Source organism: Paenibacillus sp. OAS669, assembly GCF_014873645.1.
Taxonomy (GTDB): domain Bacteria; phylum Bacillota; class Bacilli; order Paenibacillales; family NBRC-103111; genus Paenibacillus_S; species Paenibacillus_S vulneris.
The window spans coordinates 150,966-166,683 of sequence record NZ_JADBDR010000001.1 but is presented as its reverse complement, the minus strand read 5'-3'; the positions used below and the strand labels follow the sequence as shown (position 1 = coordinate 166,683).

The 15,718-nt window shown below is 51.6% G+C and carries 11 protein-coding genes; 10 read left to right on the top strand and 1 reads right to left on the bottom strand.

The window, feature by feature from the left end; translation table 11 throughout:
• Window positions 1-14 precede the first annotated feature (14 nt).
• The 4 genes from GGC63_RS00645 to GGC63_RS00630 all read left to right on the top strand — a co-directional run bounded on the left by GGC63_RS00645 (window position 15) and on the right by GGC63_RS00630 (window position 6,358).
• A complete protein-coding gene (locus GGC63_RS00645) occupies window positions 15-1,973 on the top strand; it encodes an FAD-dependent oxidoreductase (protein ID WP_192700694.1) in 1,959 nt (652 codons plus the stop codon).
• Between the two features lie 469 nt (window positions 1,974-2,442).
• A complete protein-coding gene (gene hisS / locus GGC63_RS00640) occupies window positions 2,443-3,714 on the top strand; it encodes a histidine--tRNA ligase (RefSeq protein ID WP_192700693.1) in 1,272 nt (423 codons plus the stop codon).
• A gap of 28 nt (window positions 3,715-3,742) precedes the next feature.
• Window positions 3,743-5,518, top strand: coding sequence for an aspartate--tRNA ligase (gene aspS, locus GGC63_RS00635; RefSeq protein ID WP_179136192.1), 1,776 nt, complete (start codon window positions 3,743-3,745; stop codon window positions 5,516-5,518).
• Window positions 5,519-5,602: 84 nt separating this feature from the next.
• Window positions 5,603-6,358 (top strand): ThiF family adenylyltransferase, encoded by a 756-nt coding sequence (locus tag GGC63_RS00630; protein WP_192700692.1) that lies wholly within the window; start codon window positions 5,603-5,605, stop codon window positions 6,356-6,358.
• A gap of 95 nt (window positions 6,359-6,453) precedes the next feature.
• On the opposite strand, the gene GGC63_RS00625 is transcribed toward GGC63_RS00630, so the two are convergent.
• Window positions 6,454-7,404: an AraC family transcriptional regulator gene (locus tag GGC63_RS00625; protein WP_192700691.1), complete on the bottom strand. Its 951-nt coding sequence runs from the start codon at window positions 7,402-7,404 to the stop codon at window positions 6,454-6,456.
• A gap of 217 nt (window positions 7,405-7,621) precedes the next feature.
• On the opposite strand from GGC63_RS00625, the gene GGC63_RS00620 reads away from it, so the two are divergent.
• From GGC63_RS00620 to GGC63_RS00595, 6 genes are all read left to right on the top strand, one after another.
• On the top strand, window positions 7,622-9,685 hold the full coding sequence (locus tag GGC63_RS00620; protein WP_225947846.1) for a glycoside hydrolase family 65: 2,064 nt from the start codon (window positions 7,622-7,624) through the stop codon (window positions 9,683-9,685).
• 151 nt (window positions 9,686-9,836) lie between these two features.
• Window positions 9,837-10,040 (top strand): hypothetical protein, encoded by a 204-nt coding sequence (locus tag GGC63_RS00615; protein WP_192700689.1) that lies wholly within the window; start codon window positions 9,837-9,839, stop codon window positions 10,038-10,040.
• Between the two features lie 57 nt (window positions 10,041-10,097).
• Window positions 10,098-11,183 carry a Gfo/Idh/MocA family protein gene (locus GGC63_RS00610; RefSeq protein WP_192700688.1) on the top strand — a complete coding sequence of 362 codons (1,086 nt, stop codon included), beginning with the start codon at window positions 10,098-10,100 and terminating at the stop codon, window positions 11,181-11,183.
• Window positions 11,180-12,076, top strand: a complete 897-nt coding sequence (locus GGC63_RS00605; RefSeq protein WP_192700687.1) for a sugar phosphate isomerase/epimerase family protein — start codon at window positions 11,180-11,182, stop codon at window positions 12,074-12,076. Before GGC63_RS00610 ends, GGC63_RS00605 begins: the two co-directional genes overlap by 4 nt.
• Window position 12,077: 1 nt before the next feature.
• Entirely contained in the window at window positions 12,078-13,199 is a 1,122-nt protein-coding gene (locus tag GGC63_RS00600) for a PmoA family protein (RefSeq protein ID WP_192700686.1), read from the top strand.
• Between the two features lie 26 nt (window positions 13,200-13,225).
• Entirely contained in the window at window positions 13,226-15,718 is a 2,493-nt protein-coding gene (locus GGC63_RS00595) for a glycosylhydrolase-like jelly roll fold domain-containing protein (RefSeq protein WP_192700685.1), read from the top strand.

Here is a 15,718-nt window from a genome sequence, read left to right as displayed (position 1 = left end):
CAACGAGGTGTGGAATGGGGAAAGCAGGTTATTCAACAGGTAATGCAAGAGGCTGGCTGCTTGCGGTTATTGCTATTGTATTAGTAGCTGCTATAGGAGCGGCGGCTTATTGGTATGCAGTGAAGAAAGAAGGCGCGTCGGCCGGCGGTAGGGGAGCGTCTAAGGCGTTAATGGAAGTCAAGTCGACCAAGGATATTAAAAACAGCTACGATGTCATCGTGGTCGGTACCGACCCTGAAGGTGTCGCGGCAGCGTTATCCGCGGCTCGCAACGGACTCAAGACATTGTTGGTTGACGGAAAAAACCGTACCATCCTGGGTGGGCTTATGACCGAAGGCTGGTTAAACAGCATCGACATGAACTATGATCCTACCAAAAGCGTGCTTGGCAAGCATGACATCATGAATAAAGGAATTTTCACTGAATGGTACGGCAAAATCGAGGGAGATTCCTTCGACATTACGACGGCCGCCAACGCGTTCTATTCTATGGTACAGAAAGAAAGCAATATCGATTTGCTCATGCAAGCGAAATCCATCGAGCCTTCCGTCGCCAAGACGACCGATAAAATAACGGTCACAGGCATTACCGTCACGAAGGCGGACGGCACTAGCCTATCGATTCAGGCTAAAGCAGTTATCGATGCAACGCAGGATGGGGACATCGGGGATATGGCCGGGGTTCCATTCACACACGGCAGAGAGGACCTCGCCGACGTGAAGAGCCGAATGGCCGTCACAGCGGTATTCCGCTTGACCAATATCACGCCGGAGCGTTGGAAGCAATTCGCCAAGACGATTCAAGCCGAGGATAAGGGACAGCAAAAATACGGCATCAACGAGATGAGCCTGTGGGGCTTTGACAAAATGCAGGATTACCCGGCCGTTAACAAGGAACGCGTAAGAATGCGCGGACTGAACGGCGGGCGCCAGAATGACAACACGATGCTGGTCAATGCGCTGCAAATTTTCGGGGTGGACCCGTTTGATCCTAAATCCAAGCAGGAAGCGCAGCAAATTGCCAAGGACGAGCTGCCGCATGTGCTTGCTTATTTGAAAAAGAGCTACCCTGATTTTGAAGGGGTAGAGCTGGACGGCATTGCTCCTGAGTTGTATGTTCGCGAATCCCGTCATATGATAGGCGAATACAGATTATCCATTATCGATCTGCTGGAAAACCGGGATCAATGGGACCGCATCGCCTTCGGCGGTTATCCGGTCGATATTCAACGGACAAGCCCTGCGGACAACGGAGCGGTCGTTATAGATCCGGACAAATATGCGATTCCGTTCCGCAGCATCGTTCCGCTTAAGGTGGACGGGCTTCTTGTTGTCGGCAGAGCGGCCAGCTACGATACGCTGCCGCATGGAAGCGCACGGGTTATTCCTGTCGGTATGGCGGAAGGGGAAGCAGCAGGAGCGGCTGCGAAGCTGGCCATCGAGCAGAATATGACATTCCGTCAAATGTCTGCCTCCAAGGAAACGATTGCCAAGCTTCAGGACATGCTGAACAAGCAGGGGATGGATTTGAAGCCATACACCATCAAGCCGGCGCCTTTCATGGAGAACAAATCGTATGAGGGACTGAAGACGGCGGTGAGTCTTGGTCTGGCTACAGGCGGCTACAAGAATGAATTCAATCTCGACAGCCCATCAAATCAACAGCGCATGGTCAACATGCTGAACGGGATACGCAAGTTCAAGCCTGCTGTATTGACAGGTAACCCGACTGCGGTCATTCCGAATGAGAAGGCGCCTGAGAAGCAGCCGCTTTCCCTGGATATCGCGGCGGGAATGATCGCGTCTTTATTGAAGCTTGATGCTGCCCAGGGGGATGCCGTAAGCGCGCTGCAGTCCAAAGGGTATCTGACCAAGCAGACCGTCGATGGAATCGCCAAGAAGCAGGAATTGACGAACGGTGACACTTATATGCTGATCCATGACGCATATAAACAGCTGAACGCGGCAAAATAAGGGCAGCATAAGCGGATTTGTATAGAATTTACATGCTTTTTGCTTGACTTTGCCAAAATTCGATATTACAATTATGCAAAGAATGAAGATCATGATCCGTTGAAGGGACAAAGTACTTCGAGCATAGCATAGCCAGAGAGGGAAGCCATGGGCTGCAAGCTTCCTTATGCGAACCGGATGAAAAGACCTCCCGGAGGACATACGGGGAACCATCGGCAGAACAGCCGATGCAGTAGTCGTAATGCGTTGCGCGGGCGTTAACCGCTTAAGAGTGAATTTGCACGGCTCCATTATAGAGGAGCAGCTTATGCAAATTCAAATCGTGGGTGGTACCGCGGGAAGATTTCGATAATGGATCTCTCGTCCCTGACAAGGCGTCAGGGGCGGGAGATTTTTTGGTTTTATCCATCCGAACCGGTTTATTGGATTTACCGGCTGAAATGAATTTTATGAAAGGAGTGTCGTTGCAGTGAGCATTCAAAAACCAAAAGGAACTCAGGATTTGCTTCCCGGTGAAGTAGAAAAATGGCAGTATATCGAAGCAAAAGCCAGAGAGCTGTGCCAACGCTTCAATTATCGCGAAATTCGCACTCCGATCTTTGAGCATACCGAGCTGTTTCAACGGGGTGTTGGGGAAACGACGGATATTGTCGAGAAGGAGATGTACACCTTCCTGGACAAAGGGGATCGCAGCATATCCTTGCGTCCTGAAGGAACTGCCGGCGTAGTAAGAGCGTACGTGGAAAACAAGCTCTACGGAGAGCCCGATGTCAGCAAGCTGTACTACATCGGTCCGATGTTCCGCTACGAGCAGCCGCAAGCAGGCCGCTACCGCCAGCTGCACCAGTTCGGTATCGAAGCATTCGGTTCGGTTGATCCGAGCATCGATGCGGAGGTTATCGCCCTTGGCTACACATTTTACCGGGAGGTCGGGATCAAGGATGTGACCGTCGAGATTAACTCGGTCGGCAATCCTGCGGTGCGAGCCGCTTATCGCGATACCATCCAGCAATTTTTTGCACCGGTGAAGGATAAGCTGTGCAAAGACTGCCAATCCCGTTACGACCGCAATCCGATGCGGATTCTCGATTGTAAAATCGACCAGAAGTACTGCGAAGGAGCTCCGACCATTCTGGAGCATCTGGACGAGGAGTGCAGCGTCCATTTCCAAGCGGTGCAAAATTACTTGAAGGCAATGGATATTCCATTTAGCGTGAATCCTCGATTGGTACGCGGTCTGGATTACTATACGCATACTGCGTTCGAATACAAGGCAGCCGGCATCGGCGCTATCGATACCATCGGCGGCGGCGGACGCTACAACGGTCTTGTAGGCCAGATCGGCGGCAATGATCAGCCGGGAGTCGGCCTCGGACTGGGCTTGGAGCGTACCCTGCTCATCCTGCAGGCGCAGGGAGTTGAAATTCCAACCGTAAAACCGCTGGATGTGTATGTCATCGGTCTTGGCGAAGCGGCAGAGCAGGAAATTCCTCGTTTGCTGCATCAGCTGCGGCTGGAAGGCTTACGGGCCGAAAAGGATTATTTGGGCCGCAAAATCAAGGCGCAAATGAAATCGGCCGACCGGTACCAGGCTCATTTTGTCGCTATCCTTGGCGAAGATGAGCTGGCTCGCGGAGAGATTACCGTCAAGACGATGGCGAGCGGCGAACAGCAAACGATGAAGCTCGACACCTTCGCTGCCGAATTGCGCAAGCTGAAAGAACAGGAATCAAATAGGTAAACCATATCTGGAGGTAGATGAAATCATGATGTTAAGAACGCATCACTGTGGAGCTTTAACGAAAGCGAACGTCGGGGAAACCGTCGTTTTGAACGGCTGGGTACAGCGCAGACGCGACCTTGGGGGCGTATTGTTTATCGATCTGCGCGACCGCAGCGGGCTTGTACAGATCGTATTCAATCCGGATTTCTCCGGCGAAGCGTTGAACATTGCGGATCGTGCCCGCAACGAGTATGTTCTTGCCGTAAGCGGCAAAGTAGTAGAGCGTGACCCGGCTACTGTAAACCCGAACCTGGCCACAGGCGAGATCGAAATTCAAGTTACCCAAATTGAAATTTTGAACCAAGCGAAGAACCCTCCGTTCTTCATTGAGGATGGAATCGAAATCGACGAGTCGCTCCGTCTGAAATATCGTTACCTGGACCTGCGCCGTCCGGAAATGCAGCGCACCTTGATGCTTCGTTCCAAAGCGGCCAAATTGTTCCGTGATTTCCTGGACGAGAATGGCTTCTTGGAAGTGGAGACACCAATTCTGACCAACGATACACCGGAAGGGGCGCGCAGTTATCTGGTGCCAAGCCGTGTGCATCCGGGCGAATTCTTCGCACTGCCGCAGTCGCCTCAGCTATTCAAGCAATTGCTGATGGTAGGTGGCTTGGAGCGCTATTATCAAATCGCTCGCTGCTTCCGTGACGAAGACCTCCGTGCAGACCGTCAGCCGGAATTTACCCAGGTGGATATCGAGACTTCCTTCCTGACCCAGGACCAGCTGCTCGAAATGATGGAAGAGCTGGTTGTACGTTTGATGAAAGAAACGGCTAACGTTGAGATTGAGCGTCCGTTCCAACGCATCAGCTATGCGGATGCTATGGGCAAATACGGCTCTGACAAGCCGGATCTGCGCTTTGGCCTCGAGCTCCAGGACGTATCGGATATCGTTGCAAATTCCGGCGTGAAGGTATTTGCTTCCGTCGTTGAAAAAGGCGGTCAAGTTAAAGCCTTGAACGCTAAAGGCTGCGGCAGCTGGAGCCGTAAGGAAATCGATGACCTGGGCACATTCGCTGCCCGTTACGGAGCGAAAGGCCTGGCATGGGTTGTCCTGAAGGACGGCGAAATGAAAGGTCCTATCGTGAAGTTCTTTACCGAGGAAGAACTTTCCGCGTTGAAAGAGCGCCTTGGCGCCGAAGAAGGCGACTTGCTGCTGTTCTCTGCCGACACGAAAAAGGTAGTAGCTGATGTACTTGGTAACCTTCGTCTGAAAATCGGTCGTGAGCTTGGATTGATTGACGAGAGCAAATTCAAATTTGCATGGGTCGTTGACTTCCCACTCTTGAGCTACGACGAAGAAGAAAAACGTTATGTGGCGGAGCACCATCCGTTCACACGTCCGAAGGAAGAAGACCTGCATTACTTCGATACCGATCCGGGTCAAATCCGTGCTCAGGCCTATGACCTTGTATTGAACGGATACGAAGTCGGCGGCGGATCCATGCGGATTTACAAGCGGGAAGTTCAAGAGCAAATGTTCAAGGCGCTTGGTTTCTCCAAAGAAGAAGCGCAAGAGAGATTCGGCTTCCTTCTCGAAGCCTTCGAATATGGTACGCCTCCGCATGGCGGTATCGCTTTCGGCTTCGACCGCTTGGTGATGCTGATTGCCGGACGTACGAACCTTCGCGAAACGATCGCATTCCCGAAAACGGCGAGCGCTACCGACTTGTTGACTGATGCGCCGGGTCCGGTAAGCGACAAGCAGCTGGAGCTGTTGTCCATTCGTTTGGCCTTGAAGCAGCCTGCTTCCAAATAAATAGCAAAGACAGAGAAGATGCCGGGAATAACCGGCTCTTCGCCTGTTCAAATGATAATGAACACTATAAGGAGGGCGGCCCTTATGCTGCACCAGTTTTCCAGAACAGAGCTTGCCATCGGCCCGGAAGGGCTGGACATTATGCGCAACAGCTGCGTAGCCGTCCTCGGCATCGGCGGCGTTGGTTCCATTGCTGCTGAAGCGCTGGCGCGTACAGGCGTCGGAAAACTCATTCTTATCGATAAGGACGTTGTCGATATCACAAATATTAACCGCCAGGTACACGCACTGTTATCGACAGTAGGCCAACCCAAGTCCGATTTGATGAGGGACCGGATCCTGCAAATCAATCCGGAGTGCGACGTTGTATCGCTCCGGATGTTCTATACGGAAGAAACGTACGAGAAGCTGTTCGAATATCCCTTGGATTACGTTATTGACGCATCGGATACGATCAGTTATAAGATTCATTTGATCAAGCAATGTTTACAGCGCAAAATTCCGATCATTTCGAGCATGGGCGCCGCTAACAAAATGGACCCAACCAAGTTCCAGGTCGCGGATATTTCCAGAACGACAATGGACCCGCTGGCGAGAGTAATCCGTCACAAGCTGCGTAAAGACGGCATTAAAAAAGGCGTAAAGGTCGTCTTCTCCACGGAAGAACCAATTAAACCGCGCGAGGACGTTACGCAGCGCATCGTTCCCGAGAACGCACCCGAAATCCGTAAGGCACAGCAGCCTCCGGCAAGTAACGCGTTTGTGCCGCCGGTAGCCGGATTGATTGCGGTCAGCGTTGTCGTACAGGATTTATTGGCTAAAGGGAATGCCAAGGCATAATAAAAGCATGGAATACAGAGCAGCAGCTCGGTGTTCCATGCTTTTTGCGCATATAGGATACAATTCCTTTACAATTTTCAGAAAAAACCGGAGCCTTATCTGAAGTGTCCGGTAGGCAAGCTTAAAATGTTTGCGTTTTCAATAAGAGCCGCAAAGCATTTGTCAGTGAGGTTAGGCAGCACGCGGTCATTTTTCCGGTATTCCTGTGGAGTCATTCCCGTTCTTTGGCGAAACAGCGTATGAAAAAACTTCATGTCGTGATATCCCACCGTCCCGGCGATTTGCTGTACAGTCATCGAGGTGGCTTTCAACAGTTCACAGCACTTTTGTACCCTTAAATGCTGTACATAGGAGGTGAAGGATGTCCCGGTCGCTTGCTTAATAAGTCTTTGCAGATGACTTACGCTGAGAAAGGCATGCTCGGCAACCTGCTTCAAATTAATATCCTCATGATAATGCTGCTTGATGAACTGCAGTGCATCCTGCACCTTCAGATTCATGGTTTCAGGCACGCTCGTAGACAAAGTATCCCGATGAAGCAAAGCGAGAATTTGAATGAGTATGGAATGGACAATGACTTCATACCCGGGCAGCTGAAGGCGGTACTCTGACAGAAGATTATGAAATAATTCCCCATACTTGCTGTCCTTATCATAGTGATGAAACCAAGGCTGTCTCATATTCTCGGAATGAAACAGCGCATTATGCAGCTCAGAGCCTGCCGGCGGGAAAGAGGAAGAGCTTTGCAGCAGCTCCGGCCGGAATACGCAGTTCAGAATGGATAATGTTCGAACCTTGTCCGGTGAAGGGGGTCGATAAACATGCGACGTACCCATCGGAAGCAGATAAATATCTCCGCGTTTGACCGGGACTACCGTATTGTTAATAAACTGATACCCGATCCCTTCCGTAACATAGCTGATTTCAATGGCATCGTGCGTATGCTGAGGAATACTGAAGGCTTCAAATGCTCGATTTACAAAAATATTCATACCCGGACGAAATTTCTGGTCCGCTCTGAATACCTCCGAAGCCATTGGGTTCATAAGCCACCTCCGGTAACATTTTACAATCATCCACCTAGTTAGATTATAAACTTCGATTCATGATGTAATCAACCCATAATCCACTTTGCAGAGTTGGTATTTTCGCGAAAATGAGTTGAGACCCCCATAAACATTGTGTAACCCCCCCATGTGTCAGGTCATCAGACTGGTATAATTTTATATGATTCTTTTTTCTCTAAAAAAGGGGGCATACAGCTTGAAGATTAACAGAAAGGCCTTGGTCACCCGGCATAATCCGGTTATCAGAGAAGTTTTGGATTTATCTCCGCTTTCCGTCGGGAACGGGGAATTTGCTTTTACAGCGGATTTCACCGGTTTGCAAACGTTTCCGGAATCGTACACGATTCCTCTGGGAACACAGTCGCAATGGGCCTGGCACAGCTCAGGAGGCCGGAATGTCTGGAGTCTCAATGATGTCCGCATGCAGTATAAGGATGAGGAGCGTCAGCTTGGCGGTTATCCAATCCGCGCGGAGGACAAGGAAGAAGCCTATCACTGGCTGAGACAAAATCCGCACAGGCTGCAGCTGGGGCAATTTGGATTTGAGTTTACGAGAGCTTCAGGTGAGCTATTGAGCCTGGATGCAATTACCGATATAGAACAAACGCTGGATCTTTGGAGCGGGATTATCGTAAGTCGTTTTCGTGTGGATGACCAGCCCGTCATTGTACATACCTTTTGTCATCCTTCTCTGGACAGCTTCGGAGTTAAGGTGGAAAGTCCGCTGCTTGCAGAGGGACGCTTACGGATTCGGGTTCGCTTCCCTGCGCCCGGAATGACCTCGCGGAGCTGGGACCGTTCGATAGACCTCCATTGGGGAGAGCCGGACAGTCATGCGACCACATGCAGCAAGTCTTATCCGACCGGCGCTTTGCTGGAACGAACCATGGATGAGGACGGGTACAACGTTGCTTTAGGCTGGTCCCAAGGCAGGCTGGAGCAGACCGGGAAGCACGAATTTATCCTTCATGGGGATCAAATCTCGAAGTATATGGAATTTACGGCTGGCTTTTCTCCGCTGGGTCATGTGATAGCGCTTGCATCCGCAGAGGAGATGATGGAGGCTAGCCGCGATCATTGGGAGAGCTTCTGGATGAGCGGAGGTGCCGTTGAGCTGGCTGACAGCAAGGATCCGCGGGCGCTTGAGCTCGAACGCCGTATCGTGCTGTCGCAATTCAATACCGCTATCCACAGCGCAGGAAGCGTACCTCCTCAAGAAACCGGATTATTGTATAACAGCTGGTTCGGTAAGCTTCATCTGGAGATGCATTGGTGGCATGCGTTTCATTTTCCGTTGTGGGGCAGAGCCCATCTGCTGGAACGAAGTATGGGATGGTACAACGATATTCTTCCCGCAGCGCGTGAAATCGCCAGGTCTCAGGGCTATCAAGGTGCCCGTTGGCCCAAAATGGTTGCCGCAGAAGGGGCTCAGAGCCCGTCGGTTATAGCTCCTTTGCTAATCTGGCAGCAGCCGCATCCTATCGTTATGGCAGAGCTGTGTTATTTGGCGAAGCCTACCCGGGAGACGCTGGAGCGATACCGTGATGTCGTGCTGGAATCGGCCGAATTCATGGCATCCTTTGCCGAATGGGATGAGGAAGGCCGCCGATATGTCCTTGGGCCGCCGGTGATTCCGGCACAAGAAAATCATAAGGCAGAGCACACCTGGAATCCGACGTACGAGCTGGAATACTGGCGCCATGGGTTAGAAGTAGCAATGGAATGGGCGAAACGACTAGGTGTTCCGGTGAACCCGAAATGGCTGGAAGTAAGCGAGCAGCTATCCGAGCTGCCTCAGCTGGACGGGGTTTACCTGGCTCACGAGAATTGCCCCGATACGTATACAAAAGCCAACATTGACCATCCTTCCATGCTGGGTGCACTGGGTATGCTCCCCGGCAAAAAAGCAGATCCGGCCGTTATGCGAAATACACTGCAGCGGGTTATGGACAGCTGGCGCTGGGAGCACACCTGGGGCTGGGATTACCCGATGGCGGCAATGACCGCGGCTCGGCTGGGTGAAGGAGAATGGGCCGTCGATCTGCTGCTGAAGGAGGTCACCAAGAACACGTATTTACCGAACGGCCATAACTACCAGCGTCCCGGCTTGTACGCTTATTTGCCTGGCAACGGCGGGCTTTTGACAGCAGTTGCAATGATGGCCTGCGGCTGGCAGGGAAGTCCGGAACGTCACGCTCCCGGTTTTCCATCCGATGGCAGCTGGACGGTCCGTTGGGAAGGCCTTCATCCGTGGATGTAGCATTGGTAGCATTGCTAGCTCGTGGAAAGAAACGCTTAGAATCGTTCTAAACATTTAATCCGTCGCTTAACAATATGGATGTGAATACGGCATTGCGGAAAGCAAAGGAAGAAGCCGCAAGGCGAAAAAATAATCACTTGGGAGGTGCGGTATGGTCAAAAAAATCATGGTGCTGCTGGGGTTATTCATTATTCTGTTGATCGTATGGATCGCGGCGGGATTATGGTTCTCATCTCTGTACGGAAATGCCGGCTTCGGAGGCACGCTATTGATAGGCTTTTGTATCGTACCTCTCATTCTCCGTCTGGCAGTAACCAAGCTGTTTCGTACAAATGAGAAGACCATAGACCATTAGCTGCAATGCGATAATTCCATTTTTTTACACATGAAGCAAAAAGGAGAGAAATCATCCATGTCATCCAAAGAAATCGGGTATGCCGTATTCGGGCTGGGAGTTGGCAAAAGCCATCTCGCCAGTGCGGTAAAAGCGAAGGGATGTAAATTCGTCGCGATCTGCGACATGAACGAAGCGGTTTTGCACAAGCTTGGCGACGAATATGGAATTGATCCGGCGAACCGTTACACGAGCTATGAGGAGCTTCTGAAACGCGAGGATATCGATGTTATCAGCGTGTGCACGCCGAGCGGCTGGCACAAGGAGCATACGATCATGGCGCTCAAGGCCGGCAAGCATGTGCTGACCGAGAAGCCACTGGAGATCCGTGTAGATCGAATTGATGAAATGAACCGGGTGGCGGCGGAGCAAGGACTGTATCTCGGCTGTGTATTCCAGAACCGGCTTGCGCCGGCCAACCAATTGATCAAGCAAACGATCCAAAGCGGCCGGATGGGCAAAATGATCACATCCAATTTTCATTTGAAATGGTATCGCGATGATAAATATTACGCCAAGAACGGCGGATGGAGAGGCACCTGGGCCATGGACGGCGGCGGTGCGATCATGAACCAAACCATCCATACCGTTGATCTTATGCAGTGGTTTATGGGGCCGGTGCGAAGCATTTTTGCCAAAATGGGGACGTACAATCACCCGATTGAAACGGAAGACACAGCGGTAGCCGTCGTGACGTTCGAAAGCGGAGCTATCGGTACCCTTATTGGAACGACATGCGCCTATCCGGGGCTAGAGGTCTCCGTTCAAATTCACGGATCAACGGGCTCCATTTATTCCAAAAGCAACAAGATCGAGCTGTTTAAAATGGCTGATGATGATGAGCACTATTCCGAGGAAGCCCGTATCCTGGAAGCTTACGGTACAGGCGCAGCCAAACCGGCTTCCGAATCGGGTGCACTGCCGAAGACGGGTCATGCAGGGCAAGTCCAGGATATGATCGATGCCGTAATAGAGGGACGCCCTCCTATGATTGAAGGCAAAGAGGGAAGAGCTTCCGTCGAAATCGTGCAAGCGCTTTATGAATCCGCAAGAACCGGCAAGGAAGTATTCCTGCCTTATGTACCGGAGCTGAGCAAAGCATGAATAAGCCAAATGAACGCACCTCTTCCTTTCCGGCTATTGGATGCTGCCTGACAACCGGGTCTTTTATGCCGCAAAGCGGAAATACCGAAGCTTCACAGAAAGATCCAGCCGACGTGCTGCTTGCCGGAATTAACGGCCTGCTCCAATCAGGCTATGACTTCGCGGAGCTTACCGTCGGGGCACTGGCCCAGCTCTCAGAGGATGAATTTGAGCGGCTGCAAAGCAAGCTGAAAGAGGAAGGCATTGCCATTCCCGTCTTTAACAGCTTTATTCCTCCTGCACTGAAATTAACAGGCCCGGAAACCCAGCCGCAAGCGATAGAAGAGTACGTCGCAAAAGCAATGAAGCGAATTCATGAAGTCGGCGGAGAAATGATTATTTTCGGCAGCGGAGGCGCCCGAACCGTTCCGGAGGGCTATGCCGTCGAACAGGGACTTCAACAAATTAAAGACTTTCTGACCCTATGTGACCGCTATGCAGATCAATATGATCTTATTGTCGCTATAGAACCGCTGAACCGTAAGGAAAGCAATGTGATCAATAAAGTTGAGGAAGCGTTGGACATAGCTCTCGAGCTCAATCTGCGGCATATTCAAGTGCTTGCCGACGCTTACCACATGCATTTGGAGCAGGAGTCACCCGAGATTGTGAAGCGTGCGGTTGAAAGCAACCTCCTGGCGCATGTGCATTATGCCGAGTTCGATCGAAGCTTCCCGTCAGGGACCGAAGACACCGGAGTCGATCTGAGAGGCTTGTTTACCTTTCTTAGGGACTGTGGATATCAAGGGCGCGTTTCTGCTGAATGTATGGGAGAAAATGTAATGGTTCATAATCAAGCTTCCTTGAGGTATGTAAGAAATTTGTTAGTACAACTACATGAAAGAGGCGAATAGGATGTCTTTATTTACTTTATCCGTACAATCCGGCCACCATGCTCGTCGGCATTGTCCCGTATCCTTCCGCATTGCCGCTAATGCCGAGATTCTTAATGGAACGGCCGCGCTGTATATGACTGGAGAGGACGGAAAGCCGGTGGCGCTCCAATGCGAGAATGTTAACGGCGAGCTGATCCTCCACTGGATTGTGGATCATCTAGCCAACGGGGAGAGCCTTACCTATACCGTTCATGCGGGTGCAAATCCGGAAGGAGAAGCGGTATCGGGCATTCGGCTGGAGGAAAAAGAGCATCAGATCGATGTGGTGATCGGAGGCAGCTATTTCACCTCTTATGTATTTCATCCGGACATCGCCAAGCCTTATCTCGGACCTATTATGGGGCCGTACGGGGAAAGCTTTACACGCCTTGATTTTGAAACGAAAGAGCACCCGCATCACAGATCCTTATGGCTTGCGATCGGTGATGTTAACGACATTGATATGTGGAATGAGCCGAAGGAACGGCATGGAAAGCAAATCGTAACCGGATTCGGGGACAAAACTGCAGGTGCGGTATTGGCAAGACTGACCTCTACTCAACAATGGTGCTCCTACGGAGGAAAGCCGCAATTGACGGAAACAAGAACGATGACGTTCTACAATACTCCTGCTGAAGGCCGGTTTATCGATATCGATTTCTCCCTGGTGGCGAACGGACGTGTTGAGCTGGGCGCTACGAAAGAAGCGGGACCGCTGGGAATCCGCGTCGCAGAATCGATGAAGGCCGATAACGGAGGAGTAATTCGCAATTCCTTCGGTTCTGTCGGAGAAAAGGAATGCTGGGGTCAGCGCGCTCAATGGTGCGACTACTACGGCAATGTCGGCGGCAAGACGCTGGGAATCGCCGCCTTCGATCATCCCGATAATGCGGACTATCCTACGTATTGGCATGTACGGGACTACGGTCTTCTGGCGGCCAACAATTTCTACTTCTTGGGCGGCAAGCTGCTTCAGAAGGGCCAATCCCTGAGCTATAAGCACCGTGTTTATTTCCACGCGGGAGATACGGATGCCAGCCGGGTAACAGAGAAGTACCAGGACTACATTCATCCGCCCGTCGTCTCCTTGGTTAAACAATAACAATGATAGAGAGGACGGAAGACAACATGAAAGAAGTGCTATCGAATCGGTCCTTGGAGCAGCAATTTCTGGAGCCCTCGGACGAATTTACGCCGGTCCCGTTCTGGTTCTGGAACGATGCACTGACGGCGGAGGAAATCATTAAGCAAATCACAGACTTCGCGGATAAAGGGGTTATGGGCTTCGTTATCCATCCGCGAATAGGAATACCGGAGAGTATCCCGTACTTATCGGACAGCTACATGGATCTGGTTGAAGCGGCAGTGAAAGAGGCGTCACGATTAGGCATGACGGTGTTTTTGTATGACGAGGCCATGTATCCGTCAGGCTCCGCCAAAGGGATGGTGGTTCAAGACGATCCGGCTTATGCAAGCCGGGGCTTGAAGATGCTGGAATGGGATGGCTCCAAGCCGATCGAGCTATCTGACATTTTAAGCGAAGGCGAAGTGCTGGTCTCCGTACAAGCTGTGAAGAAGAAGGATGGGAGCAGCATTGATCCCTCGGCTGCGGTCAAGGTTGAGCCTGTGAACGGAGAAGTTCTTATACCCGACGGGTATGCATCACTATTGCTGTTCATCGAGACGTATTCCAAAGGAACGATCCGGGGGATACATTTCGGCGAGGATGACGGGGAGCCTAATGCTCCGGCCTCCGCGGACCTGTTGAACCCTCTGGCCACGCAAAAGTTTATTCGGCTGACGCATCAGCGGTATTATGAACGGCTCGGAGTCTATTTCGGCAATACGATCCAGGCCATGTTTACGGATGAGCCGGACATTATGGGGCGCCGTCATGTGAAGGGGCTTAAGTCATGGACCACAGGGTTCCTGGATTATTTCCTGAAGGAAGGCTGCAGGGAAACCGACCTGCCTCTCTTGTGGCTCGAGGGGGAGAGCTCGGAAGCTGTGCGGCGGGCCTACCGCAAAGCCGTGAACAAACGGATGGTCGAAGCCTATTATAAGCCTCTAAGCGATTGGTGCGCGGAGCATGGCATTGCATTAACAGGCCATCCGGCGGCAAGCGACGAGATCGGTTTATTGGAGCATTTTCAAATTCCGGGACAGGATGTCGTATGGCGTTGGGTCGCTCCTGAAGACGGCAAAGCATTGGAAGGCCGGCATACAACCATGGCCAAATGCTCTTCCGATGCGGCAAGGCACAGGGGCAGACGCAGAAACCTCAATGAGTTCCTTGGCGTGTGCAGCCCGGGCGGCGGATGGGCTCTAAGCGGAGGAGACATCAAGTGGTACATGGATTGGCTATTGGTGAGAGGGGTCAACCTTCTATGCCCTCACGCATTCTATTATTCCATTGAGGGACCGCGCAGATATAATGAGCGTCCGCCCGATGTGGGGCCGAACAACATTTGGTGGCTGCATTACCGTCTTTTTTCCGATTACATGAAACGAATGAGCTGGCTTATGACGGGCAGCGTCAATACAACGCCAATAGCCGTTCTATGCCGCGAAGATTGGCTGCCGTGGCAGGAAGTCAAGCCGTTGTACGAGCACCAGAGGGAGTTTAATTATCTGGAAGAAAGCTTGCTGGTGAAAGAAAACGCGATCGACAAAGGCTGCATTCGGATTCAAGAACAGGCTTACACTGTGGTGCTGGTGGAAAACGAACATTTATGGGAGGAAGAAACAAAGGCAGCCTTGCAGCTATTCCTCGATGGAGGAGGTACGGTCTTCGTACTTCATACGGAGGAGCAGGAGCGCGGCTTGCCGGCAACGATCCGGTTGACAAGCCCTGATCAATTGATTGCGGCACTGGATGACATCCTGCAGCCCGAAGTTCTGTTGGATCCTCCTTGCCCGGATATTAGAGTTAGTCATGTCGTCAAGGATGGCAATCATTTCTATGTGCTGGTTCATGAGGGAGAACAAGCCTACGAGGGAACCTTGTCTGTTGCAGTATCGGGGAAGACCGAGCTATGGGACCCGTGGGAAGCCAGGGTTGGATCAGCCTATGCTCTCAGATCGAATCTCGGAACAACCGTTCCGATTCATTTGGACAGAAGGCAAAGTGTTATTTTCCGTATCGACCCCGCAGCTCCTATTGAAGAGGATAGAACGGCTGTGATAACCAGTGAAACGCCAGCATCGCAAGAGGCAGTGCGTGTTCTGGAAAACGGCTGGCGGGTGGAGTCCGCTGCCCCTGAAGCTTCCTCCCTGGTTACAGGATTAGGAGACTGGTCGGAGATCGAGGGACTGGATACCTTTTCAGGTACGGTGCATTATGTGAACCGCTTTGTCATAGAGGAACCCGTCTCAAGTCGTACGGAGCAGATCCTGCTCGATTTGGGAGAAGCCCATGAAATGGCGGAAGTGTGGGTGAACGGACAGTTTGCCGGGGTACGCATGTGGCATCCGTATAGGCTGAATATTGAAGCGTACGTCAAGCAAGGTGAGAATGAGCTCCGAGTAGCCGTTACGAACAGCCTTGCTAATAGGATCGATCGGGATAAGCGGCCTTCCGGCCTGATAGGCCCAGTAAGTGTAGCGGAATACCGTGTGTAA

Coding starts and splice junctions, on each gene's coding strand:
- GGC63_RS00600 (WP_192700686.1), top strand. CDS start 12,078: ATGTCTTTATTTACTTTATCCGTACAATCCGGCCACCATGCTCGTCGG.
- GGC63_RS00630 (WP_192700692.1), top strand. CDS start 5,603: ATGCTGCACCAGTTTTCCAGAACAGAGCTTGCCATCGGCCCGGAAGGG.
- aspS (WP_179136192.1), top strand. CDS start 3,743: ATGTTAAGAACGCATCACTGTGGAGCTTTAACGAAAGCGAACGTCGGG.
- GGC63_RS00625 (WP_192700691.1), bottom strand. CDS start 7,404: ATGAACCCAATGGCTTCGGAGGTATTCAGAGCGGACCAGAAATTTCGT.
- GGC63_RS00605 (WP_192700687.1), top strand. CDS start 11,180: ATGAATAAGCCAAATGAACGCACCTCTTCCTTTCCGGCTATTGGATGC.
- GGC63_RS00595 (WP_192700685.1), top strand. CDS start 13,226: ATGAAAGAAGTGCTATCGAATCGGTCCTTGGAGCAGCAATTTCTGGAG.
- GGC63_RS00645 (WP_192700694.1), top strand. CDS start 15: ATGGGGAAAGCAGGTTATTCAACAGGTAATGCAAGAGGCTGGCTGCTT.
- GGC63_RS00615 (WP_192700689.1), top strand. CDS start 9,837: ATGGTCAAAAAAATCATGGTGCTGCTGGGGTTATTCATTATTCTGTTG.
- GGC63_RS00610 (WP_192700688.1), top strand. CDS start 10,098: ATGTCATCCAAAGAAATCGGGTATGCCGTATTCGGGCTGGGAGTTGGC.